Raw genomic sequence first — 23,638 nt, 5'->3', positions numbered from 1 at the left:
AAGAGTAGTCCTGGAACTGCTTATTCAGTAAGGCGTTTCATCTTTATGTTGAAACTGCGGTTTGCCATCTTCTGTCATGACTAACTGTAGGTCGTCATCAGGATAGCTGACGCTGTCGCCAGCGGTACGATTGCCAACTTCAAAATAATGTGCCTCCTCGCTGCCCGGATTCATCAGCTGATGCACATTGCCCGTTCCCACTTTCACACCCGCACACATGCCGGGTGCCAGTTTCGTTTCGCCAGCGATCGGCACCGGGTGCCCGGAAAGGATATAGATAAACTCATCCTGCTTTGTATGCGAATGCCGCAGCGCCGACAGCCGCCAGGCAAAATGCGCGTAAGGTTAACGCCAAAGTTGCTAAGGCCAATCGCCAGGGCGATGCTTGATGTGTTGGTCGGCAAGTGCTGCAAAAGAGTGAAGGGCTGGTTACGAGAGTGGCTTCTGCGGCGGTGACGGCTGTGGAGTAGGCTAAGAAAGGAGGAGTCGGGAAGTTGGAATATTTGGGAGCGGCGGTCATAAGGTTTCTTTGTGGCTGATGATAAAGGTCAGGGTAGACGTTAAGAACGACAAGCCGCTTTCAGAAAGGTGAGGATGTCAGATAAATAGTAGTCGAGTAGCTGGCCGCGTTAGTGAAATGATAGACGTCTCCCTTAACGGAGAGATGGATGGCGCTGCTGTTTATCTGCATTTTGACGTTTTCGTCAGAGGTAGACAAAAATGACTTATATTTATCGCCCGCTCCCTCTAAGAAATCGCTTTCCGCTACCTCAGAAGGAACGAGATAATATTGATAAACGTTCTTTGTAGTAGCGCCTGCGCTGCCTTCCGTTACGTACAGTGTAGTAGAGGAGTTGATCTGTTGTCGCTGTATAACCGACTCTTCGAAAGGCGAAAAATTCGCTACCTTCAGAATGCCGTATGCGACGATCGCCAGTAGTAATACCGCTATAACATACCGCTTCTTAAAATCCCGTGCGCTTCGCATAGTCTATCCCTGCTCTTATCCATGTTTGATCCTGGGGCTTCGCCGTATAGGGCGGGGCGGGTAGTCCCGTTTCCTTGTATGAACGTGCGGTTAAAATCATAAGGAGAGTGTATTTATTGTGCCGTGGTGAGTAAATGAGCAGTTGTGGCAAAATACGTGATATAGCCTGAACGTTGCTTGAACGGCAAGGAAAGGGTAGCGCGACGTTTTTTTAAGCAGTTGCGCATTTGCCTGCTGATAGGGGTTGCGGAAACAGGGGGTAAAGGTATAATCCACAACGTTTTCCGCATACCCTTCAGTGCCGAAGTGGCGAAATCGGTAGACGCAGTTGATTCAAAATCAACCGCCGCAAGGCGTGCCGGTTCGATTCCGGCCTTCGGCACCAGTATCCTGTCCATCCTCGTCCGAGAAAGTCCAAAAAACCCTTTAAAATCAATGTTTGGCCTGATTTTATCATCCGGCATCGTCCGAGCACATCCATTGCAATCCAGACCCCGCTGGGGGCATAATTGGGGGCATCCCCACTTCGATAAGAAATGTGCCCCCAAAATGAAGCTGAATGCCCGCCAGGTCGACACTGCAAAGCCTAAAGAAAAAACTTATAAAATGGCTGACGGTGGCGGTCTGTACCTTGAGGTCACGACCAAAGGATCAAAGTACTGGCGTATGAAGTACCGACGGCCAGCTGACAAAAAAGAAGACCGGCTTGCTTTTGGCGTTTGGCCGACAGTCACGCTTGCTGAGGCACGAGCTAAGCGTGACGAAGCTAAAAAGATGTTAGGGCAGGGGATTGACCCCAAAGCTGAACAGAAAGAAGCCCAGGCTGAAAACGCCGGGGCTTATACTTTTGAAACGATCGCCCGCGAATGGCATGCCAGTAACAAGCGATGGAGTGATGATCACCGCTCACGCATTCTTCGCTACCTTGAGCTATATATTTTTCCTCATATTGGTTTGGCCGATGTACGTAAGCTGAAAACCAGCCAGCTGTTAGCACCCATTAAGGCCGTAGATGCCAGTGGCAGGCATGACGTCGCTCAGCGTCTTCAGCAGCGTGTTACGGCGATAATGCGCTATGCAGTGCAGAACGATTACATTGAATCTAACCCCGCTATTGATATGGCCGGGGCACTTTCTACCGTCAAGGCTCGCCATTACCCCGCATTACCCTTCAGCCGTTTTCCTGAATTTCTTGAGCGCCTGGCCGCATACCGTGGGCGTATCATGACCCGTATTGCTGTAGAGCTTTCATTACTAACTTTCGTCCGTTCCAGTGAGTTGCGTTTTGCCCGTTGGGATGAGTTCGATTTCAAAAGGGCTTTATGGAAAGTTCCTGCTCAGCGTAAAGAGATAGAAGGAGTTCGTTACTCCCATCGTGGCATGAAGATGAAAGAGGAGCATCTTGTACCGCTAAGCCGTCAGGTTTTAGCCCTGCTGGAAAAGTTGAAGCAGTTAAGCGGTAATAACGAGAGGCTCTTTCCCGGCGATCACGATCCTAAAAAAGTTATGAGCGAAAACACGGTTAACAATGCTCTGCGCGCTATGGGGTATGACACAAAAACCGAAGTTTGCGGGCATGGCTTCAGGACAATGGCACGGGGTGCGCTGGGTGAGTCGGGATTATGGAGTGATGATGCGATAGAGCGGCAGTTGAGCCACTCCGAGCGTAACAATGTGCGTGCTGCTTACATTCACACTTCTGAGCACCTGGATGAACGTAGATTGATGGTGCAATGGTGGGCGGATTTTCTTTATGCAAACAGTAGTGAGTACGTCTCTCCTTACGATTATGCAAAACATAAGTGAGGCATTGCGATGCGCAATTTAGCCACTCCAAAACAAAAGCGCGTTTGGCACTAAGCTATATTGCTTTTCCCCTCAGCGCGCAATGCTACCCCCGCCTCGCCTGCCCGCTTTATGCATCGTTTTTTATGCGGTTGCATGAACCGGCCGAAGCCGCGGCGGGCTTGGGCTGACGAGGTATTTGGTGCGCTGCATTCTGCATGCAAATCCATGCACCTTATGCATGCATCGCTCTTTACAAACCGGGCTGGCCAGAAAAAGGGCGTTGAAAGGACAAAAAGCGGAGACAAAAAAGCCGCTGATCTCAGCGGCCGTTGTGGTCAGTGGAGGGTGCTAAAGGCTGAGCCGTAACGTCCGAGCGTCTGCCGTTCTTTCACCGGCTCCGGCGTGATGACGGGAACCGGTTCGGGCTGCGGCGGCGCGGTAATGACCCTCGTGATGCTCTCGCTGGTTTTGAACGTGCAGGAGCAGTCAAGGTTAGTGCACTGGTGATAGCGCTCCTTCACCTGCTCCGACATATAGCGGCTCGATTTGGCGTGCGCCGGGCTTTTGCAGTACGGGCAGTGCATCATTTCTTTTTACCTTCCCTTATCCACGGACGGTGTACGTGGATGGCATCCCACGCCCTGCTGCGCTTAATCGGATTGGCATACAGCACCATATCCACGCCGGTGAGCGCCGGACGCCACAGGCCGATATTCTCCAGCACCGGCGCTTCGGTCAGCACCTTCTCCGGCAGCGCGGCCGCCGCGCGGGTCAGCGCGTTACCAATCAGCTCCGCCACAACCTGCATATCGCTGCGCTCGTCGTCATCGCGTGGATTGACCTTCTCACGCTGGAGCCGCAGGCGGATGGCCCATAACAGCGAAGGGCTGACGTTGCGCAGCGCCGACTGCCAGGTCGCGTCGGCAAACTCGTTGAACGCCAGCTGGTGCGCACAGACGTATTCTTTACCCGTTACACAGGCGTTAAGCATGAAGACCTGCTTGTCCAGCTCCAGCTCGGCAATCAGCCCGGTAAACTCTTCCGCCAGCTCCCGGCTGGCAATGCGCTGGCTGTGCTCCGCCTTCAGCTCGTCGGTCAGGTTGCCGCGCAGGTTGCGAAAGCGGGTGCGCCAGTTCGTTTCGGCTTCCTTTCCCGCCTCAATGGCCGCCTCACGCTCCTTCTCGCAGCGGGTAATGTCGGCGCAGGTGTTGTTGTACTGTTTCATCTTCTCAAGATGCGCGGTGCGGGCCTGTTCAAAGTTTTTCAGGGCGGTGCTCTTTTCCAGGGTGCTCATAGCTTTTCTCTCTCTGTAAAGGATGTCGCTATTCTGCTGTTCACCACCGGACAAATCATTTCATTGCTGCCTGCCTGTCGCTGAGCAAACACGGCCAAATCTTCACCGCAAATCTGCTCTGAGCTTTTAGTTTTATATAAAACTGTTCACTACTCTTCACCTTAAGAAAAAAGATAATAAATACAGTAAGTAAAGGGGTGAACACTTGAGAATGAACTGTTCACCGGGTGTTCACCACTGTTCACCCACTTTTAAATGAGCCTTTTTCTGGCAAGCCTTCTTTAATGTTATTTCCGGTTAATTATTCAGTATTAATAGGTACAGTTTTTCGATATTAACATTTTGTTACTCTGCTCACCTATATTCACCTATATTCCCCTATATTCAACACAAGCTCATTTTTTATACTGTTTTACTCACCGTTCCGCGGACAGGGGCTTGTTTACACGGGCAAAAATATTCTCACAATAGGGGGTTACCAGCACAACACGACCGGAACCGGCCAGCGCCGCCCGGATACAAAATGAGGTAACACCATGCTCTCCACCGCTTCACCATCCGCCCCGGCCGCGCCGTCCGTAAACGACCTGCCGTACCCCCGCGACCGCTTTATGCGTCTGCCGGAGGTTATCAGCACCTGCGGCCTGTCCCGCTCCACTATTTACGACTTAATCTGCCGCGAGCAGTTTCCCTCGCAGATTTCATTAGGGGGCAAGAACGTCGCCTGGCTGGCGTCGGAGATTGACGACTGGATGCAGGCCCGCATCGCGCAGCGTGCCGGAGGTGCGGCATGATTAAGCTCAACTTCGGCACCCGCAGCTACCCGCTCAGTCAGGAAGAGGCCGTGTACGTGGCCGAAAGCCTGCTTTCCGCCGTTGCTGGCAAAAAATCCACGCTGCCCGCGTTTAACAGCGGCCGCCACGGCCATATTTCCGTGCTCGCCGAAAAGCCGAAGCCTGCAAAGGGGAGCAAGGGGGAGAAAAGCGAGAACTTCCGATCAAATCCGCCGCAATCCGATCACGTCCTGACCGATTGCTGAGGAAAAAGGCCCGATGTTTAAAAAAAGGCTTTTTTCTGGCGAGCCGCCGGTGTACTGTTTTCCCGCTGCCGCAAAATCGGCAGCCGGGCGTAGGAACCCGAGCTTAACCTTGGCGACACAGCACGCGCCACGCGTGTTTTTTTACGTCGTTGCCTCAGTGCGCCATTTTTTAGCGCAGCGGTTCTTATGCCGTTGCGCCTGTAAAACAATGGTGGCTCAGGCGGGGCAGCCTTCGGGCTGGCCGGTTTCCAAGGTTGCCGGTATTCCTACCCCCGTCTGGGCTACCACCCCCGAGTGTAGGAACTCTGGTGGTAGCTTTCTTAAGCTAACCCTGGAGAAAGCCATCATGGCCGCAACCCTCATTTCTGCACGCATGCAGTTCACCTTTCTTTTTGCCGCCGTGCGCCGCGCCGATACCGCCGCCCGTCCCTGCATGCTGCGCACCACTGCCGAAACTGAATCCGCTGCCCGCCGCCTGCTGGCCCGCGATTACGTGCTGTCCTTTGCGGGTCGCCTGCCGCTCTGCGAGGTGGCCGCATGAATACCCTTTCTGCCCGACTCAACAACCACGACAGCTATCCGATTCCCCACGCCGATTTCCTGCGCCTTCAGCATGCCCACAGCGTCGGCGTGACCGTGCTCGACATGCTGAACGTGATTGAATGCTCCGGTAACCGCCACAGCGGCCCGGACGGCGACGCGCTGGCGTCCGTGGTGGCGCTGCTGACCGACCAGCTGGGCAAGGTGGTCAGCACCTGTGAATCCGTCATGCTCAACGATATGGAGGTCTCCCGTGACAACTAACAACTCTAATAATCAGTCCTGCCTGCCCGTTGAGGTGCGCACCGCCGTTTACCGCCGCGCCGTTGCCCAGGGCTATCTTTCTGCCTGCGAGCATTACGGCCTCGACGTCTCCGCCTCGCTGGACGAGGTGCAGATGACCATCGCGCTGGAGCTGGAAGGCTATTACGTGCGGAAGTACGGCCCGGAAAACGGCATGGACATGGCCTGCACCATGCTCAGCGAAATGGTGCAGCCCGACGTGCTGGTCGCCGCGCCGCGGCTGACGCGCATGGGTGAAACCATGATGGACGAACTGCTGTGCGGCCGCCTGGCCGCCTCAAAAGCCACGCTGCATTAAGGAGGCCGCATGAAACATATCGTCACCGACACCGTGCGCGCCGCCGCCGGTCACTGGCCTCAGCTCTTACCCGCGCTGGGCATCAGCATCAACGCCGCCGGTCAGCATTCGCCGTGCCCGGTCTGCGGCGGCAAAGACCGCTTCCGCTTTGACAATCAGGCCGGGCGCGGCACGTGGGTGTGCAACCAGTGCGGCGCGGGCGATGGGCTGGCGCTGGTTGAAAAGGCGCTGGACGTGAACACTAAGGAGGCCGCCTGTCGGGTGGCCGGGCTGATTGGCGCGCTGCCCGTCACGCTTTCGGCAGTTACGTCAGAAAAAAACGATGAAGAGAGGGCGCAGGCGCGCCTCAGGGCGGCAAAGGAAGCCGCCCGGCTTGTTGCCGGAGCGACAGTACAGGCAGGTAACGCCTACCTGAGCGGCAAGGGGCTGGCTGACGTCACCGCCCTGACGCTGACCACCTCAAAGCGTATCAGCGACACCACGTATCAGCCCGGCGACCTGCTTGTCCCGCTGACGGACTTTACCGGGAACACGGTCAACGCCCAGCTGATTAACGCCGACGGCGTGAAGCGCACGCTGGCGGGCGGTCAGGTGAAGGAGGCATTCCACCGCCTGGGCGAACCCGGCGACACGCTCTGGCTGACCGAGGGCTATGCCACCGGCCTGACCGTGCACCGGCTTACCGGCCAGGCGGTTTTTGTGGCCTTAAGTGCCAACAACCTGCCCGCGCTGGCGGAGCGCCTGCACGCGGAATACCCGGAGGCGCTGATACTGATTGCCGCCGATAACGACGAGAACGGCACCGGCCAGCTGCGCGCCGAGGCGGCGGCAAAGCGCTGCAACGGCAAACCCACACTGCCGCCCGTGACCGGCGACTGGAACGACGTCTTCCAGGCAGAAGGCGAAATAGCTGCTCAGGCAATGCTGACCGCCTTTACCCAGCCGAAAGCGCTCAGCCCGTTTGAGTCGGTCAGCGAGGCCGACCTGAAGGCCATGAGCGCCAGCCAGAAGGCGGAGCTGCTGGCCGCGCATTACCTCAACACGCTGGCCGTGCCGGTTGTCGGCGAAGACCTGTGCCGCTACGAGGGCGGCGCGTGGCAGGTGCTGCCATACCGGGTGCTGAGCCGCGAGATTGCCGCGCTGTTTCAGAAGGTGCGCGCGCCGTTCTCGGCAACCGGTATCGGCGGCATCGTGGACACCCTGAAGCTGATGGTGCCGCAGATGGGCGCACCGGCCCGCCGGCTTATAGGCTTTCGCAACGGCGTGTTTGACACCGCGACCGGCACCTTTGGCCCGCACAAAAAAGAGCACTGGCTCCGCACCGTTAACAGCGTCAACTACACAACGCCGAAGAAAGGCGAGAATCTGGCGGACGATGCGCCGCACTTCTGGCAGTGGCTGTCGCGGGCGGCCGGGCGTAATGAGGCAAAGCAGGAGCGCATCCTCGCGGCGTTATTTATGGTGCTGGCAAACCGCTACGACTGGCAGCTGTTTCTCGAAGTGACCGGCCCCGGCGGCAGCGGTAAAAGCGTGATGGCGTCCATTGCCCGCCTGCTGGCAGGAGAGGACAACACCACGGCCGCCACCATCGACACGCTGGAGTCATCACGGGAACGCGCCAGCGTGGTTGGCTACTCGCTGATTATTCTGCCCGACCAGGAGAAGTGGAGCGGCGACGGTGCGGGCATTAAGGCGATTACCGGCGGCGACGCCGTGGCGATTGACCCGAAGTACCGCGACGCCTACTCCACGCATATCCCGGCGGTAATACTGGCCGTGAACAACAACCCCATGCGCTTCAGCGACCGCAGCGGCGGCGTGTCGCGCCGCCGGGTTATCCTGCCGCTCCCGGACGTGATACCGGCAAACGAGCGCGACCCGCAGCTGCTGGAGAAGATTGCCGGTGAGCTGGCGGTTATCGTGCGCCACCTGATGCAGCGCTTCAGCCACCCGGACGACGCCCGCGAATTACTCCAGGCGCAGCAGTCGTCGGAAGAAGCGCTGGAAATCAAGCGCAGCGCCGACCCGCTGGTCGACTTCTGTGGCTATCTGACGCCGCTGAGCACGCCAACCGGGCTGTTTATCGGCAACGCCAATATCCGACCGATGAATCCACGTCGCTACCTGTATCACGCCTATCTGTCGTTTATGGAGGCCAGAGGCCATCAGCATCCCATGAGTCTGACCGCGTTCGGCCAGGCGGTGCCGCAGACGCTGAAGGAGTATGAGATAGAGCTGCTGAAGCGCAAGACGAAGAACGGCATCCAGACCAGCCTGGAGCTGAGCGAGGACTGCGAGGCTGACTGGCTACCGCGCTGTGATGCATAAGCTAGACGACTGGCACAAACCGGTTCCGGCCGGTTTGTGCCAATAGCGGAAATTGATGACCAAGTTTAAGTACCTCATCGGGTTGAATGAAAATGGAAATTATCTGGCTGCCGGTGACCGTGATCATTTCATAGAAATCCCGCTGCATTCAGGGGGGAGGAAAACTCTACTTATGCCTGCATTTTTTTTCGGGAGGATTACCCCCTGCACCAGAAAATTAACAAATATAGCTAATTCAATCGGTGGCAGGATAATGCCCTCCCTCTGTATTTCCTAACAATTAATAAACTTACAATCGGTTTTTATGTTCAGCAAGTCTAAAAAATCTTCCTCTGATATTTTTCGTTTCAATCCAATTTTAAAAGTAGAATTGCTACCATAAAATAAGTCGTAGTGATGCAAGGGATGTATGTCTTTTTTACCATGTTTTTCATAGTTAACCCTATCATAGTCATACCTTAAATATCCATCTTCCATCATGAGTAACTCTCTCAAAAAACTCCAATAATTCTCATTACAACTATCCTCTTGATATAATGATATTTTCTCAACAAACTCCAAGCTACAATCACTATAAAAACTCGGCTCATTTATTAATGATATAACCTCAGATGTAATTCGATTATCAACTTCCATCTCGTTTCTAAAATTGAATGAGTAGCCTTCATTTTTCTTAATGTAAAATGGGAACATTATTGAAAAATATTTATCAGATTTCACAAAAAATATTCTACTCATTTTATCAATTCTAACAATAATCTTACCCTTAGCGTTGCTTTCTTTAATTGTCGGATTGATAAGCATATATTTAATACTATTCATCAATAGTTCTATTATCTGGATTTTATTTTTAATCGGCTTAAAAAATCTATCCATGTAAGATTCATCTATATCAAATGTGTACTCAATCATCTGCAGTAGTACTTTTTGTTATCGTTAATAAATTCAACAATCCCATCCTCATCAAAATCGTCTTTATAGCTTTCAGGTAAAGACTGGATGAATTTCTTCCAATATTTCTTTTCAATCCCTTCTTTTGTTAAAATATCATTAATAAAATCATAGAAGGAGACGTTAGATTGACTTTTAACCTTAACAATACGCTTCTGTATTCTTTCTTTTTCTTCCCTGCTTGGCTCTTTAGTTTTAATTACATCTTGTGTATTAATTATATCTAAACCATCAAGTTGGCATTGGATTTTTTCATACTTTTCAATCAACAAGTAAGACTGAAGAAATGAACGGGTTAACATTGTGTAAAGACTATTCCTATATGTATAATTATCTTTAATTTCTTTTGTTACACAAATAACAAAAGGGAATTCCAATCCTTTGACATTATTAACGTTTGAAATAAATAATTGATTTGGTATTTTTTTCTTAGTCTCTACTGCCTTATTAACATCCCATTTAAGCTCAGTTCTAATTTTAAACTCTAAACGATCTATATAATCATAGATGTAATTATCTTTATCTAACATGATTATAGCAATATCATTTGATTCTACTGTCGGATTATCATTTTTAATACGCTTTAAAATATCAATAATTTGTGACTCATTTATATGTTTCATGATATTCATATTCGATATTTTTGTCTCTTCCAAATCCTCAAACCTCCGAATAGAATCACGAGAGAGTGTCACTTCTTTGTTTGCTTTATTGATAGTATAACCACTACTTTCCCACTCACTATCTTCTAACCAATTGAGTTTGTTTTTTTCAAAAAGCCCCATTCCAATAGCATGTGCAAACATTAAAATCCGAGGTGCCGTTCGGTAACATTTGTTAAGTACATAGTCGACATTTTCAACTTCTTTCTTGATGTTATTTTCAAAAATATCCTGGAAAATATCACCAGCTACGTATACCTTGTGTCTAGTAATCTTTTCACACAACTCAAAAAATACTTCAGGGAAGTCTTGTTTTTCATCAATTAAAATATAATCAAATGCATATTCTAAATCTTCAATTTTATTAATTTCAATTAATGCCTTAGAAAATATCTCATGGTAACTAGTGTTTTTGCTCCACCTTGAAAAAGAAATGCCATAAAAATCACAGATATAACTATATAACCCAGAGTCTTTATCTTGCTTAGAACCCCATGCCCTATCAACCCACAACTCATTATTCCATTTGATTTGTTTTTCGACTTTCATAAAGTCAAAAAACGTTGGAATCCTATCTTTCAGTGTATGAGATAATGCTTTATTATGACACGTAAAGAAAATTTTAATCTTATCTTCCGATGCATATATTTCTTTTAGTTTATGCATTAAAAGCTCGGTTTTACCAGTGCCAGACAAACCTTGGATTGATATTCTTTTATTTGGTAGTTGCTTGTATATAAATCGAGTTTGCTCACCATCAAATAAAATTATATTATGTTTCACTTTTTCAAGAAGCGTTGTTGGAGTTTCAACTCCGACCTTGTCTATATTATTTATACTACCCGTAATTAATGATATCAAAAGCTCACACTTTCTATAGTCAGCCTCATTAAGTTGATTCTCTTTCAAAATTTCTGAGCAATCAAAGTCGTTATCTAGCGTAACCCGGCTCGTGAAACCTTCTTTTAATTTTCGAGCTCTTCCTATATGTTTTTGATATCTATATTTATCAGATATAGAGTTAACATCCTCCATAAAATCTTCGTAATATTCATCAAACTCATCTTCATCATTTTTTAAATCAATGAATATTATTTTGTGCTTTGGTGAAAGTATTACTATAGTGTTTTCTGAATAAGAGTAGCTATATTTGTTTTCACCTAATGGAGCTGTTATTAAGTATAACTGTTCAGTTGGGTTTTGTTCAGCATACTCCTCGATATTTTGAATAACATTTGTATTCAACTCACTCTTTTCTATATGATTATAAAATAAACTATTTGGCATGCTGCTAGTCACCTGATAATGTTAATAGTAACCACCGTAAGTGGTGGATAAACCTACAAGTTATTATCTAACATTTTTAGGGAACTTCCAACCAAGTGTATGCAATTAGTGAGCTCGTTACAGCTTGGCGTTTTGACCTGCTCCCTGCTGATTCGCACAGAATGCTGTTAGCAGTGTCCGCTCTTCGCTCATAGCAGTCTTTCACTTTAGACGATGAGCGATAAGTGAATTAGTAACGTCCAGCCATAATCTTCAGGATGACTTCGATTTGCCAAGCCGTGAAACTAGTTAATGGCTTCAGTGCGATAGAAACCTATCTGAAAAATCTAAGCCGACCAGACCGGATTTTTACGCCTGAAAGTGAATAGTGTTCACCCTCGGGTGAAGAGTAATGAATAGTACAAATTTAAGTGATCACCACTTAAATATATGATAATAATCAATAAAAATGAAAGGTGAACAGGGTGAACACTTTTACTTAAAATCTTTTTTTTCTGGGTTAATGCTAAAAATTTACGGTCAGCAGCACCGGTAAGGGTCACATCACGGAACCAAACCGAGAGAAAAATTTCATCAAAAATTGATGAATGATTTTTGCACGATTTCATAACTATCTGTTTTTAAGATGATAGCCACAAATTATTGTGGGGGCATAAATGGGGGCACTCCTAGGTTTTTCTTATTAAAAAATAAACAAAAACAATACTTTGTATGATTGTTTGAGTCCGGCCTTCGCACCAGTATCCTGTCCGTCCTCGTCCGGGGAAGTCCAAAAAAGCTTTAAAATCAACGATAAGAGTTTTTCTTCTGTCCATATACGTCCGAGGTCATCCATTGACATCCAGCAAGTTTGGGGGTCAGAATGGGGGTCACTTCGCTTCGATAAACTTTTGCCCCCCAAATTATGCCTTTAACTGATGTCGCGGCCCGTACCGCAAAGCCTCGTGAGAAAGAGTACAAACTCACGGATGGCCATGGGCTACACCTTCTTATCAAACCAAGCGGATCCAAACGCTGGTATCTTAAATATCGCTATGCAGGCAAAGAGAGCAGAACTGCGTTCAACGCATATCGCCGTTTAATTTTGCCAGAATACACGGCATAGGGCAGGTGCAGCCATGAGATGTGCCGGGCTCTGGCATATGTGCCAGCGCATTATCCTGTCACCACGCTGGCGTTTACAAACAGAGGAAAGCGCTATGAGCCTGTTAGAAGCGTTTTATTACACGTTCGCGTCGGGTGCCTCCGCACTGGATAAAAGGCTGGCCGAAAGCGAGAAAAAGCGGAGCAGCTTAAAAATACGGTAACCGGCGTTGATGTGCAGACGGAGAAGTTAAGAACTAAAAATTACGGGCAGGATTACTGCATGATTTACATTTCCGCCAGTCTCCGCATATTATTCCCTGTGAAGGTCTCCACGGACGATTACACAAGGAATGTATCAAAATGACCGCACTACAGTTTCCCTGTACTATTTTTCAAACGCAAAATCGAATGGACGACTACAGCGCTAAAGATATGCGCTGCGGCGATTTATCAGAATCACAGTTAAAAACGCATTTTCATTTGCTGGATGTCTCCACCAGAGCCAATCCTTATACCATGACCAGAATCACGCCATTTAATCAGCCGCAGTCCATGTTTTACGGCTCCCGTGGGGAAGGGGAAAAGATAACACGACAGCAATGTACCAATATCTTGTTTGATGAATTCCGCGATTTATCGCGCCTGTTCTCGATTTATGGCCCATACCAACACCTGATCGAAAAGATGATCACCCATATGCAGTACGGTAATGGCAAACCGTTCACTAGTATGCACCTGGACAGTGCTTTGAAAGCGGAAATTCTCAATGACAGGACTGAGAACAGTACGTTGTCAAAAATAAAAAACGCTTTAATCGAGAACATTGATTGGACAAGCCATGCCTATCCCACAGATAACAAAGGGAAACTAAGAGGGGCGATACTTGACGGTAAATTGCCTAAATTCGACCGATTCCAGGATAACATTAATGGGATGGGTATTACAGTTCACGATACATGGGCAACCCACATCATCCTAAAATCACTGCATATTAGTAATGATAGCTATCGGGCAGTGGTGCATTACAAGGTACAGGATCATTTCGGCTTAGATGTTGAGGATATTGCCAAACTAAAATTTAACGTCTTTCGTTTTTTCCGTATCTGGTTTGTGTTGCAACGATGCAACACGTTTGCTTTTAAACCCTTTATGACTAATATGGAAGCCACCGTAGAAATTACAGGAAATCGTAATGACAGCAAAAATTAAAAAAATGCGTTACGCGCTGTTATTAATTGCGCTGGTTTTTTTTGGTTATTGTCTTTGGTTGTCAATACGTCCGGTTAATATTATCGCAGCTCATCATAGAGAGTATGGATTCAGTTCTGTTTTAGTAAGAAACTTCCCTTTTACCGATAAGGGTAAAATCGATTGGTGGCTAAAAAATAAGGATATGTTGAAAGAAAAATATGATATTCCCAAGCCTGATAAAGATGGTTCTTTTACTGTTACTTTCTGGCTATTTGGTGAGGGGTATAAAGAAGGTGATGGTTATGACAGGCTATGCTTTAATGATATGCCGCCACCGCTAAACTGTATTGATAAAGATGCTGCTTTCTCTGTCAGTAATAGCAAGAATTTGGGTGCGATCTTTACAACATATGATGGGAAGTATCAGCTACAAAAAAACGGCAATATAGTTAAGTTTACAGATGAGTTCGAGTTTAAATAAAACACCTGAACATCATGTAGTAAAATGACCAAGATGCTATCTCTAATTTGATTCGATTGTAGTTGATAAAATCAATGGAACAGGCATCTGCGTTCATGATGTATATGCAACCAGGATAGATATAATCAGTGTCAATGTAGATAAGCACGGATGGAAAGCACGGGTGAAATTTACAGGCCAGGATCATTTTGGCCTGGATACTAATGATATACTTAAGAAAAAGTTTAACCAGTTTCAATTTTTTAGGATTTGGTTTGTTCTGCAACGGTATGATAAGTTTGGATTTCGGCCTTTTTTAACCAATATGGATGCCGTAATTGATATAGAGGGAAATCGCTGATGCGGATGTTTATCATTGCAGCACTCACAATAGTATCAGGCCTTTTTTACTGTCTGTTTATCAGAGGAGAGGCTGTTTGTGTTATGGATGCACATTATGATGGAAGCACTGCTCAGGTCATTGTTAACAAGCTGCCTTTCACTGACTCAGAAAAGATTGAATGGTGGCTGCGCAATGAAGTTAAGGTTAGAGATAAATATCATATTCCTTCCGGTAATGCGGGGCCATTCCTGATAACCGTATATGCATTCGGAGAGGGCTACAAAGAAGAGGGAAAAGAAGATCGGCTGTGTTTTCGTGATGTAAAATCTCCCCAAAACTGCATCGACAAAAAAGTGCTTATGATGATTTGGCGGACTCGTGAAGGTGGCGTCAAATATGAGTTTTAATCGAACCGGAAGGGCAGGAATATCCCACTACTACCTGTAGTACGGATGCAGGGAACCGCTGCTGCTATGGCAGCCTAAACCTCAAAAGCAGGTGCTGGCCTACACAGTTCCGAGTAGCCAGCACACTAGCTAGTGTGATTTTCCCGGATATACGAACGCCCCTAAGGTCTGCGACATACCTGAATCATTACGCCAGCTTGTGGGGTGTATATCATCAGCGTAACGACCTCTCTTAATGGATTGGCTTACCCGAAATCACCTCAATAAATTCCTGCACCTGGCGTTGTTTCCTCGCAGAAAACTTACACACCTTACGCAGTGACTGCATCAGTTCCGGTTCCTGCGGTTCTGGCTCGCGGGCCGTCACTACCAGGCAGCCCGGCATTACCCTTACATCAACCGGTGTGCCGGTTGCGAACCCTGCCGCATCCAGCCATTTGCCCTTAAAGGCGAGTAACGGGATACGCTCGTAATCCGGAAAGGTGCTCGCATAACTCACCGTATAGTGGCGCAGCGTGGTTTCCGTCACTTCTTTTGCAGCCGCAACTGCATTACAATCCTGTTCAGCCATAATAACTAGTCCTGTTAGTTGTTGTGGTCAGCAGGCTGAATGTGTTCCCGCACATTCAGCCTGCGCTAAATAACCCTGTTATTATATCTCTTTACTGATTGCTTTCCTGAAAAATTAGCAGTGAAAAGTTAAAAGTGGAACGAGCTTCTAATAATTAATGTAATTTGTAGAGCATTTTCATTACCGCTTATGGATTGTTATATTTTTTAAGCTGTTTACAGAGAGAGGTTATATTTCGCATACTTTCCGGCATCGGCAAGCACATCGCTGGTAAAATATTCAGCCAGGTGCTGGACTGAAAAGCAGAATAATCAGAATCAGCTTACTAATTTAATTTTTTCTGATAATTGCATTGAGCCATACCTCATCGCCACGTCCGATACGGAAATCACCGGTCTGCCATATTTTTTTCGTTTCAAGAACGAAATCACTTCCCTTTTTGTTCTTAGAACCTGCCTGTCTTTTTATATCCGCCTTATTATTAGCCAAACTTACACTAATAGCTTCATTAACCTCATCTACCAATTTCTGTAACCCAGCCGCATCCAGATCGGTAAATCTGCGCCCATCCTTTTCCCGTTCGCCGCGGCCATATTTAAAAGAGAGATACCATACGCCGCCAGGCTTCAGCGCTATCGCCAGCTTCGTCATGACTTCAGGTAGTTCCGCTTCGGAAACATGCAGCAGCGACGCGCAGCACCAGATACCATCATATTTTTCAACCGCAGCAACATCCTGAAAACGCATCCGAGCAACAGGTTTGCCGGAGAGCTGACGAGCCAGCGCAACCAGCTCCGCCGATGCATCAAAGGCTTCGACCGTAAAACCCATTTCGCTAAAGGCTTTGGCATCACGGCCTGAACCGCAGCCGGCATCAAGGATGCGCGCACCTGACCGCAGGCAGGTAATAAAAGGTTGGTAAAGCGCAGACATATCCACACTTACCGTATCGGTAAAAAACCGTTGGGCGTTCTGCCGGTAATAGTGTTCGTTTATCAAAAGAGACTGCCTCCCTGTGATGCTGGTTGCCACTCATGGAGCAGAGCGAATTTTGCCGTACTCCAGTTTTTTTGCAGAAAGCTGTGCCGCAGCTGCGGCGTATTGCCGGTCTGGCGAATTAAAGTCTCTCGCAAAGGTAAATGGCTGTTAATAAAGTATTCGTTACGATCGTGCAGGCGCTGCAACAGCGTTATCGCAGGGATACGCGCAAACTTACCCTGAGCGCCACGATTACAGGTCTGGCAGGCCAGCACCAGATTCCAGACGCCGTTGAGGTTGCCGATTTGTTCGCTGAGCATCAGCGGCAGAAAGTGATCGACATCAGCCAGGTTCTCCTCGCCACCGGCCACGCCAATCGGCCGGAAGCAATAAAAGCACAGGCCTTTCTGGTAGCCATTCAGGCTGCTGCGGCAGCTGGTAATGGTGACGCGGCGACCGCTCTGGCGGCTGAAAAGCATCTTGTCATTATCGTCGTAATCCACTGCAATCAGGTTGCGTGAAACGTTCATCGCCCAGGCTTCTTCAACCAGCCGCCATCTTGCATCCGTTTCCTCTACCAGGCTGGCAAAGTGTTCGTTTTCCGTCAGCTGATAAAAATTATCCGTAAGCCGAATGCCTTTATGGCTTCGGCGTTCATCCAGGAAAAAGCGTTTGTCGATCTCGGCGTAATTCACATTATGAAAAGCATCAATTACGTTAGCGAAGCCGCGCTTGACGGTAATGGCAATCAACAGTTCTTCGTTGATCTCGCCTGCGTTAAACTGCCTGCACGCCTCCAAAAATTCGCTACTTTTGCTGGTGATCTGCTTTGGCGCATGGCGCAGGTGGGCGCATAAATGCCGCACAAAGGGCACGGCGAGTGCTTCCAGCGTAATCAGATCGTTGTCCTGCTGCTTCAGGTCGTACAACGCATGGGCGAGCGCGAATTTATAGGAGGCGACGTTTTTGCCAAAAAGAATAACGCCGCGCCAGTAGTTTTCAAGGCGGGGATCGGCCTGGTAAAAGCGCATACAGGATCCTGTTTTGCGAGACAGCTCGAAAAATTCACGTAACAGGATCACATAACAAAAGCCGATGAATGTAAACCGTAAAGTCCGATGGCCGGCTCGATCTTTCTTAAGGCGAAATGCTTATCGTCAGCAGAGGTCACGATAACAAAATATTTACGCCGGATAATGGCCGCCAGGTGTTGGGCGACGCTGAAGAGATAACCAGCGTAAGAGGAAGGTAGGGACAGCGCAGGATAAAGCGTTACTCGCTTATCTGTTTGGCCGTTAGCGATTTCATTTATGCGAGTTGCTTATAGTAAGAAGTAATGCCAAACATTATAAAATTCACGCTGGTGTCAATTCTTCGCAGCCATTATCATTAACCAGCTATCACACGGATCCGTGAACTATGGAAATTCAGAACGGTTTAGAGGATTATTGGCGTATGGAGAATAAAACGGCTATACGAGAAAAAATACTGAGTAATAATTTTACCCGTAAGGATTACTTTGTCTTTAAGAACAATGTGCAGCTTATAAAACAGATTTATCATCCGGACTTAACGACGGGTATAGATCTGCCGGAAGCCATTACGCAGATGGCGGAAGACAGCACCAAACTCAGAAATATCGCTGTCATATATGTTGTGCTGTTTCTTATCCTGTTATTCAGGGATGATAAAGTTCCGGTCTTAATCAATATCACGGTTGTGACCATAGTGTTGTTAATTGTGCTATGGACAAATGCTTGTCAGCGTCATTTACCCGTCAGTACCGAACTGCGTCTGATGAAGCTGGCTATTCGTATGCGAAAAATCCTCAAGGCACGTGCCCGTGAGGAAAAAGCCAGGATCAAAGCGGAAAAAAAACGACAGCGTGCAGGATAACCGCCGCCGTGTTTTATCGCCTCCGCGCCGTTAAGCCCTGGCGCACTCTTACGCCTTACCCGATGCAGTACTCTAACTACGAAAGCCAACAGGCGTTTTACCCTTTAACCTCCTCCCAGTTCAGCCCAAACCGCGCCAGATACTTACGCAGGCGATCGGCGTCGTTGGGCTGTTTCTTCCCCTGGCGGGAGACGGCAAACAGGCGTCGTCCCGCTTCGGAAAGCGAATCCGTCGCGCGGCAGACGCTCAGCACCGTCTGTAGCTGGCACTCGTCAAAGAGATCGTACTGCGCCCCGGAGCGCTCAGGCAGGGCAGCTTGCGATGCCGTAGTACGCCAGCTGGCGCGCAGCCGGGCGATCTCTTCTTCCGCCAGCTCCAGCGAAATTCTTCCCTGTTCCGCCAGCGTTGCCATCCGCGTGACGGCAGCACCCAGCTCGCGGAAATTGCCTCGCCAGCTGGCTTCTGTCGAGCAGGCGAAGCGCAGAAAATGGCTTCTCGCTTCTTTATCAAAGCGCACCTGGGTCTGCTGTTCCCGGGCGTAACGTTCCAGCTCAAAATCCAGGTTGGGTTCGATATCCTCGCGGCGTTCGGCCAGGCCCGGCAGCTGAAACGTCCACATATTGATGCGGGCAAACAGATCTTCGCGAAAGCGGCCTTCGGCAACCCACTGCGGCATATCCCGGTGCGTGCCGGCAATCAGCTGAAAATCGCTGCTGACCTCTTTATCAGAGCCGTACGGGAAGAAGCGTTTCTCCTCGATGGCGCGCAGCAGCATCGCTTGCTCATCCAGCCCCAGCTCGGCTATCTCGTCCAGAAACAGCATGCCGCCGTCGGCTTCCCGCAGCAGCCCGCCGCGCGCCTGCTGTGCGCCGGTAAAAGCGCCCTTAACGTGGCCGAATAGCGTGGACATCGCGTTGTCGCCGCGCAGCGTGGCGCAGTTAACCGCCACGAATTTACCGGCCAGCCGATGGCGAGCATGGCGCAGCTGATAGATGCGCTCCGCAAGAAAAGATTTACCCGCGCCGGTGGGGCCGGTCAGCAGCATCGGGGCGTCCGAGCGCAGCGCCACGCGCTCAATCTGCTCGATCAGGCTGTTAAAGGTGGGATTGCGCGTCTCGATGCCGGATTTTAAAAACGAGGTAGAGTGCTGCTGCTCGCGCTGAAAACGGCTGGTCAGCGTGGCGTATCGGTTCAGATCGAGATCGATAATGGAATAGTGGCCGAGCGCGGTTGGCGTCTCCGATCCCTTGCTGGCTGGCGAGGTCTGCAAAATGCGCGCGGGCAGATAGCGGGCTTCGGTCAGCAAAAACCAGCAGATTTGCGCCACGTGCGTGCCGGTAGTGATATGCACCAGATACTCTTCGGCGTCGGTATTAAAAGGATAGCGGCTGACAAAATCCAGCAAACTGCCGTAGACCTCTTCAAAGTCCCAGGGATCTTCCAGCTTCACGCTGTGCAGCACCACCTGGGTGGCGGGCGAGGCCTGAAGGATATCTTCCGCCACCTGCTGCGCCATACTGATATCACGCGGCTGATGCAGCAGCTCCAGCCTGTCGATCTGTAAGCCTTCCTGCTGGCAGAGCGCGACGGTTGGCCGCCATTTGCTCCAGCGATTTGCCCGCTTGCCGCGTTTATCCAGCACCGTGCCCAGCACGCCGATGACTACGTTAGCTTTCATGCTTATCTCACAGGATAAATAACTTATCCGCTAAGATAAATTGCTCTCTCGCTAATGGCAATGCGCAGGTGCGAGGTGATAATAAATTATATTAATAATCAAAAAGATAAATTTTATTATGCAGCGTGGCGGTCTTCTGGCACGGCATTCGCAATAGTCAGGTCACAGCAATGAGGAAAACGATTATGAAAAACAGCTATCAGACTCTGCAGCAGGCGAAAGGCGTGCCGATAAAAATGTGGACCAACGGGGTGCCGGTTGAGCCAGAAGCGCGCGAGCAGCTACTGAACACGGCGAAAATGCCGTTTATCTTTCGCCATCTGGCGGTGATGCCGGACGTGCATCTGGGCAAAGGCTCTACCATCGGCAGCGTGATCCCGACCAAAGGCGCAATTATCCCGGCAGCGGTCGGCGTCGATATCGGCTGCGGCATGATTGCGGTGCGCACCTCGCTGATGGCCCGCGATCTGCCGGACAATCTGTCGGGCGTGCGCAGCGCCATCGAACAGGCGGTGCCGCACGGCCGCACCAATAACCGTTCCGGTCGCGATAAGGGCGCCTGGCAGACGCCGCCGCAGGAGGTGGATCGCCACTGGGCCAAACTGGCGCCGCGCTTCAAGACGCTGACGCAAAAACATCCGGCGCTGTTCAAAACCAACAACTATCAGCATCTGGGAACGTTGGGAACGGGCAACCACTTTATTGAAGTCTGCCTGGACGAAAGCCAACAGGTCTGGGTCATGCTGCACAGCGGGTCGCGTGGCGTAGGGAACGCTATCGGTAACCTGTTTATCGCGCTGGCGCAAAAGGATATGCAGCGGCATATCGCCAATTTGCCGGATCGCAACCTCGCTTATTTTGAAGAGGGCAGCAGGCATTTTAACGACTACGTGGAAGCGGTGAGCTGGGCGCAGGATTACGCTCGTCACAATCGCGAAGCCATGATGGAGCGGGTACTGGCGGCGATGTCGCGCGTTATCAGCAAGCCTTTTACCACGCATCTGGAAGCGGTGAACTGCCACCACAACTACGTGGAGCGGGAAACGCACTTTGGCGAGTCGGTGCTGGTGACGCGCAAAGGCGCGGTCTCGGCGCAAAAAGGGCAGATGGGCATTATTCCCGGTTCGATGGGCGCGAAGAGCTTTATCGTGCGCGGCCTGGGTAACGAAGAGAGCTTCTGCTCCTGTAGCCACGGCGCGGGGCGCACCATGAGCCGCACGGCGGCGAAAGCCCGCTTTACCGTGGAAGATCAGCGACGCGCGACGGCGCACGTGGAGTGCCGAAAAGATAAAGAGGTCATCGACGAAATCCCGATGGCTTATAAAGATATTGATGCCGTCATGGCCGCCCAGTCTTCGCTGGTGGAAGTGGTGCATACGCTGTCGCAGGTTGTTTGCGTAAAAGGATAAAAAAATGAGAACAGGATTGCATGGTGTGGATAGCGCAATGCGCGAGCGCGTACGGGGCGTGCTGCGCCAGATAGAAGAAGAGCACTCGGTAAAAGTGCTGTATGCCTGCGAGTCGGGCAGCCGCGGCTGGGGTTTTGCCTCGCCGGACAGCGATTACGATGTGCGTTTTCTCTATGTACATCAACCTGAGTGGTATCTGCGTGTCGAGCCGCCGCGCGACGTTATCGAGCTGCCGATCGACGATACGCTGGACGTCTGCGGCTGGGAGTGGCGAAAAGCGTTGGGCCTGTTGAAGCGAGCCAATCCAACGCTGATCGAATGGCTGGATTCGCCGGTGATCTATCAGCAGGAAGCGGCCATCGTCGCCGATTTACGGGAAAGGATACCGGACTGGTTTTCGCCGTTACGGGCGCGCTGGCACTATCTCTCCATGGCAAGAAAGAACTTTCGTGGTTATCTGCAGGGCGACAGCGTGCGGCTGAAAAAGTACTTCTACGTATTGCGTCCGCTGCTGGCGGTGCAGTGGATAGAGGCCGGAAAAGGCGTGCCGCCGATGCGTTTTGAAGAGCTGCTGGCAGGAACGGTGACGGATCCCTTGCTGCTGGCTGAAATCGAACAGCTGCTGGCGCGCAAGCAGCGTGCAGGCGAAGCGGAATATGGCGAGCGTCTGGAGCGCATCCATGCGTTTATCCGCCAGCAGCTGGACGAGAACCGCGTCAGCGAAGAGCTGCCGGATAGCGAGCGGCGCGACTGCCGCGATCTGGATGCATTGCTGATGAAAACCGTGCTGAGTGTATAGCTTATTACTGGTCTGGCATTGTGCATAAGTAGCTCAGGGTGACAGCATTATTCAACAGAACTTTCAGACACAGCGTCTGTTCGATCCCAGGATTGGGGGGCCGGCGGCGGTTTAACAGCGTATCTATGCTTTATTTTAATGTTCCAGGTGAGGGGAATTAGTCGCGGACAGTGATTGCTATTAAAAGCCCGGGATATGCCGGGTTATAATTTTGTCTGGCCTGGATTAAGCCGCTGTGTGCGTATCGACTGTTGCAATACGCGAAATTGGATTATGGAGCGACAGCTTGGATCATCTTTATAAATTGGCTTTTACCGCACTGACTATGTTTGCCGCCCCGGTTATCGCCCAGGAAAGCGGCGTATCCTTTTATCATAAGGCGTGGTCGGTGGCCTGTGATAACACCTTAACCTGCCGTATCGGCGGCCATAGCGTACAGGAGAATGTGGGCGGCGTGCTGCTGACGCGGGCACCTGGCGAGCATACGGCTACCGCTGGCGAAATTATCCTGCCGGAAGACAGGGAAAACGAGGCGCCGGTAAAAAAACTGACGCTGTGGCTGAACGGCCAGCCTGCGGGCGAAGCGACGCAGAAGGCTAACCGCTGGTGGTTGTCAGAAGCGCAAGCGCTGGCGCTGATCGATGCCGTTAAAGGCAGCGGCACGGTCGGGTTCAAAAGCGATCGCGAAAGCTTTCAGCTTTCCGGCGAGGGCGCCTATGCGGCGCTGCTGAAAGTGGATGACGTGCAGGGCCGTATCGGTACGCCAGGCGCCTGGGTTAAAAAAGGCGACAGGCCCGAAAGCGGTGTCGCTAAGGCCGTGGCTATGCCGGTGATCCAGGCGGTAAAAGTCAGCCCCGCTCAATCCTCTGTATTAACCAAAAAAGAGGCTGAAGCGCTCAGGCCGCAGCTGCTTGCCGTCTTAACCAGCGAGCAGCAGTGCGATTATCTGACCTCGGTTGGGGAAAAGGACGTCAACGGCAATATTATCAGCGGCGATATTACCGCCACGCCGCTGGATGATACGCACACGCTGCTTTCCACCCAGTGCTGGGGCGCGGCCTATAACCAGGGATACGGTTACTGGGTCACCGACAGCCAGCTAAAAGCGAAGCCTGTTGCCGTGACCACTGACGCGCAAACCTGGCACGATGGCGTGATTACCAATGTCTTTATGGGAAGCAGTGCCGGCAGCTGCGCGTCTAAGGAAGAATGGATCTGGGATGGCGCAGCGTTTCGTCAAAGCCTGGCAACCATCAACGATGGCTGCTGGTTTCCCCGCACCCTGGGCAACAGAGAGATACCTGGGCTGGTATCAGAAATAAAACGTGAGGGAATAAAGTGA

Annotated in this window: 24 protein-coding genes, 1 tRNA gene and 2 pseudogenes; 17 read left to right on the top strand and 10 right to left on the bottom strand. The window is 50.3% G+C overall.

Features of this window, described 5'->3' with window-relative positions; translation table 11 throughout:
* Nucleotides 1–24: 24 nt before the first annotated feature.
* Entirely contained in the window at nt 25–312 is a 288-nt protein-coding gene (locus QCD69_RS00965) for a cupin domain-containing protein (protein WP_301250761.1), read from the bottom strand.
* Between the two features lie 268 nt (nt 313–580).
* Nucleotides 581–988 carry a hypothetical protein gene (locus QCD69_RS00960; RefSeq protein ID WP_301250693.1) on the bottom strand — a complete coding sequence of 136 codons (408 nt, stop codon included), beginning with the start codon at nt 986–988 and terminating at the stop codon, nt 581–583.
* A 300-nt stretch (nt 989–1,288) separates the two neighbouring features.
* On the opposite strand from QCD69_RS00960, the gene QCD69_RS00955 reads away from it, so the two are divergent.
* Nucleotides 1,289–1,373: transfer RNA gene (locus QCD69_RS00955), tRNA-Leu, on the top strand.
* 164 nt (nt 1,374–1,537) lie between these two features.
* Entirely contained in the window at nt 1,538–2,794 is a 1,257-nt protein-coding gene (locus tag QCD69_RS00950) for a tyrosine-type recombinase/integrase (RefSeq protein WP_253458056.1), read from the top strand.
* Between the two features lie 317 nt (nt 2,795–3,111).
* Here QCD69_RS00950 and QCD69_RS00945 read toward each other — a convergent pair whose 3' ends face one another.
* A complete protein-coding gene (locus QCD69_RS00945; protein WP_301250692.1) occupies nt 3,112–3,363 on the bottom strand; it encodes an ogr/Delta-like zinc finger family protein in 252 nt (83 codons plus the stop codon).
* Entirely contained in the window at nt 3,360–4,070 is a 711-nt protein-coding gene (locus QCD69_RS00940; RefSeq protein WP_301250691.1) for a hypothetical protein, read from the bottom strand. The genes QCD69_RS00945 and QCD69_RS00940 overlap by 4 nt, the downstream gene beginning before the upstream one ends.
* A gap of 536 nt (nt 4,071–4,606) precedes the next feature.
* Between QCD69_RS00940 and QCD69_RS00935 the strand changes: the two genes are divergently transcribed.
* From QCD69_RS00935 to QCD69_RS00910, 6 genes are read left to right on the top strand one after another with little or no spacing between them, the layout of a single operon-like run.
* Nucleotides 4,607–4,864, top strand: coding sequence for a helix-turn-helix transcriptional regulator (locus tag QCD69_RS00935; RefSeq protein WP_301250690.1), 258 nt, complete (start codon nt 4,607–4,609; stop codon nt 4,862–4,864).
* Entirely contained in the window at nt 4,861–5,109 is a 249-nt protein-coding gene (locus QCD69_RS00930; RefSeq protein ID WP_301250689.1) for a hypothetical protein, read from the top strand. Before QCD69_RS00935 ends, QCD69_RS00930 begins: the two co-directional genes overlap by 4 nt.
* Before the next feature lie 13 nt (nt 5,110–5,122).
* On the top strand, nt 5,123–5,650 hold the full coding sequence (locus tag QCD69_RS00925) for a host cell division inhibitor Icd-like protein (protein ID WP_301250688.1): 528 nt from the start codon (nt 5,123–5,125) through the stop codon (nt 5,648–5,650).
* A complete protein-coding gene (locus tag QCD69_RS00920) occupies nt 5,647–5,913 on the top strand; it encodes a hypothetical protein (protein ID WP_137764401.1) in 267 nt (88 codons plus the stop codon). The genes QCD69_RS00925 and QCD69_RS00920 overlap by 4 nt, the downstream gene beginning before the upstream one ends.
* Nucleotides 5,903–6,250, top strand: coding sequence for a DUF5375 family protein (locus QCD69_RS00915; protein ID WP_301250684.1), 348 nt, complete (start codon nt 5,903–5,905; stop codon nt 6,248–6,250). The genes QCD69_RS00920 and QCD69_RS00915 overlap by 11 nt, the downstream gene beginning before the upstream one ends.
* A gap of 9 nt (nt 6,251–6,259) precedes the next feature.
* On the top strand, nt 6,260–8,578 hold the full coding sequence (locus tag QCD69_RS00910; protein ID WP_301250682.1) for a primase-helicase zinc-binding domain-containing protein: 2,319 nt from the start codon (nt 6,260–6,262) through the stop codon (nt 8,576–8,578).
* A 273-nt stretch (nt 8,579–8,851) separates the two neighbouring features.
* Here QCD69_RS00910 and QCD69_RS00905 read toward each other — a convergent pair whose 3' ends face one another.
* Together QCD69_RS00905 and QCD69_RS00900 are read right to left on the bottom strand one after the other, a co-directional pair.
* Nucleotides 8,852–9,454, bottom strand: coding sequence for a hypothetical protein (locus QCD69_RS00905; protein WP_210494301.1), 603 nt, complete (start codon nt 9,452–9,454; stop codon nt 8,852–8,854).
* 32 nt (nt 9,455–9,486) lie between these two features.
* Complete coding sequence (locus QCD69_RS00900) at nt 9,487–11,478, bottom strand: DEAD/DEAH box helicase (RefSeq protein WP_105099051.1); 1,992 nt, start codon at nt 11,476–11,478, stop codon at nt 9,487–9,489.
* Nucleotides 11,479–12,382: 904 nt separating this feature from the next.
* Here QCD69_RS00900 and QCD69_RS00895 point away from each other — a divergent pair.
* The 5 genes and pseudogenes from QCD69_RS00895 to QCD69_RS00875 form a co-directional block, all read left to right on the top strand.
* Nucleotides 12,383–12,550, top strand: a pseudogene (locus QCD69_RS00895) (Arm DNA-binding domain-containing protein); the annotation flags it as partial.
* A 374-nt stretch (nt 12,551–12,924) separates the two neighbouring features.
* A complete protein-coding gene (locus QCD69_RS00890; protein WP_301250678.1) occupies nt 12,925–13,773 on the top strand; it encodes a YPO3983 family protein in 849 nt (282 codons plus the stop codon).
* Nucleotides 13,757–14,236: a DUF943 family protein gene (locus QCD69_RS00885; protein ID WP_301250677.1), complete on the top strand. Its 480-nt coding sequence runs from the start codon at nt 13,757–13,759 to the stop codon at nt 14,234–14,236. The genes QCD69_RS00890 and QCD69_RS00885 overlap by 17 nt, the downstream gene beginning before the upstream one ends.
* Before the next feature lie 46 nt (nt 14,237–14,282).
* Nucleotides 14,283–14,576, top strand: a pseudogene (locus QCD69_RS00880) (DUF3289 family protein); the annotation flags it as partial.
* Nucleotides 14,577–14,581: 5 nt separating this feature from the next.
* Nucleotides 14,582–14,965, top strand: a complete 384-nt coding sequence (locus QCD69_RS00875) for a DUF943 family protein (protein WP_301250676.1) — start codon at nt 14,582–14,584, stop codon at nt 14,963–14,965.
* A 232-nt stretch (nt 14,966–15,197) separates the two neighbouring features.
* Here QCD69_RS00875 and symE read toward each other — a convergent pair whose 3' ends face one another.
* The 3 genes from symE to QCD69_RS00860 form a co-directional block, all read right to left on the bottom strand.
* Nucleotides 15,198–15,536 (bottom strand): endoribonuclease SymE, encoded by a 339-nt coding sequence (gene symE, locus QCD69_RS00870; protein ID WP_301250675.1) that lies wholly within the window; start codon nt 15,534–15,536, stop codon nt 15,198–15,200.
* 330 nt (nt 15,537–15,866) lie between these two features.
* The gene (locus QCD69_RS00865) at nt 15,867–16,532 is read right to left on the bottom strand and encodes a methyltransferase domain-containing protein (protein ID WP_301250760.1); all 666 of its coding nucleotides are present in this window, start codon (nt 16,530–16,532) and stop codon (nt 15,867–15,869) included.
* Nucleotides 16,532–17,545 carry an HNH endonuclease domain-containing protein gene (locus QCD69_RS00860; RefSeq protein WP_301250674.1) on the bottom strand — a complete coding sequence of 338 codons (1,014 nt, stop codon included), beginning with the start codon at nt 17,543–17,545 and terminating at the stop codon, nt 16,532–16,534. Before QCD69_RS00860 ends, QCD69_RS00865 begins: the two co-directional genes overlap by 1 nt.
* 388 nt (nt 17,546–17,933) lie before the next feature.
* Between QCD69_RS00860 and QCD69_RS00855 the strand changes: the two genes are divergently transcribed.
* Nucleotides 17,934–18,410 carry a hypothetical protein gene (locus tag QCD69_RS00855; protein WP_301250673.1) on the top strand — a complete coding sequence of 159 codons (477 nt, stop codon included), beginning with the start codon at nt 17,934–17,936 and terminating at the stop codon, nt 18,408–18,410.
* 97 nt (nt 18,411–18,507) lie between these two features.
* On the opposite strand, the gene rtcR is transcribed toward QCD69_RS00855, so the two are convergent.
* The gene (rtcR, locus tag QCD69_RS00850) at nt 18,508–20,088 is read right to left on the bottom strand and encodes an RNA repair transcriptional activator RtcR (RefSeq protein ID WP_301250672.1); all 1,581 of its coding nucleotides are present in this window, start codon (nt 20,086–20,088) and stop codon (nt 18,508–18,510) included.
* 182 nt (nt 20,089–20,270) lie between these two features.
* Here rtcR and QCD69_RS00845 point away from each other — a divergent pair, with 182 nt between their 5' ends.
* From QCD69_RS00845 to QCD69_RS00835, 3 genes are all read left to right on the top strand, one after another.
* Entirely contained in the window at nt 20,271–21,497 is a 1,227-nt protein-coding gene (locus tag QCD69_RS00845; RefSeq protein ID WP_301250759.1) for an RtcB family protein, read from the top strand.
* A 4-nt stretch (nt 21,498–21,501) separates the two neighbouring features.
* Nucleotides 21,502–22,296, top strand: a complete 795-nt coding sequence (locus tag QCD69_RS00840) for a nucleotidyltransferase domain-containing protein (RefSeq protein ID WP_301250671.1) — start codon at nt 21,502–21,504, stop codon at nt 22,294–22,296.
* 286 nt (nt 22,297–22,582) lie between these two features.
* Entirely contained in the window at nt 22,583–23,638 is a 1,056-nt protein-coding gene (locus QCD69_RS00835; RefSeq protein WP_301250669.1) for a DUF1176 domain-containing protein, read from the top strand.

Source organism: Erwinia sp. PsM31 (genome assembly GCF_030433775.1).
GTDB lineage: Bacteria > Pseudomonadota > Gammaproteobacteria > Enterobacterales > Enterobacteriaceae > Erwinia > Erwinia aeris.
This window is presented reverse-complemented; position numbering and strand designations above follow the sequence as displayed.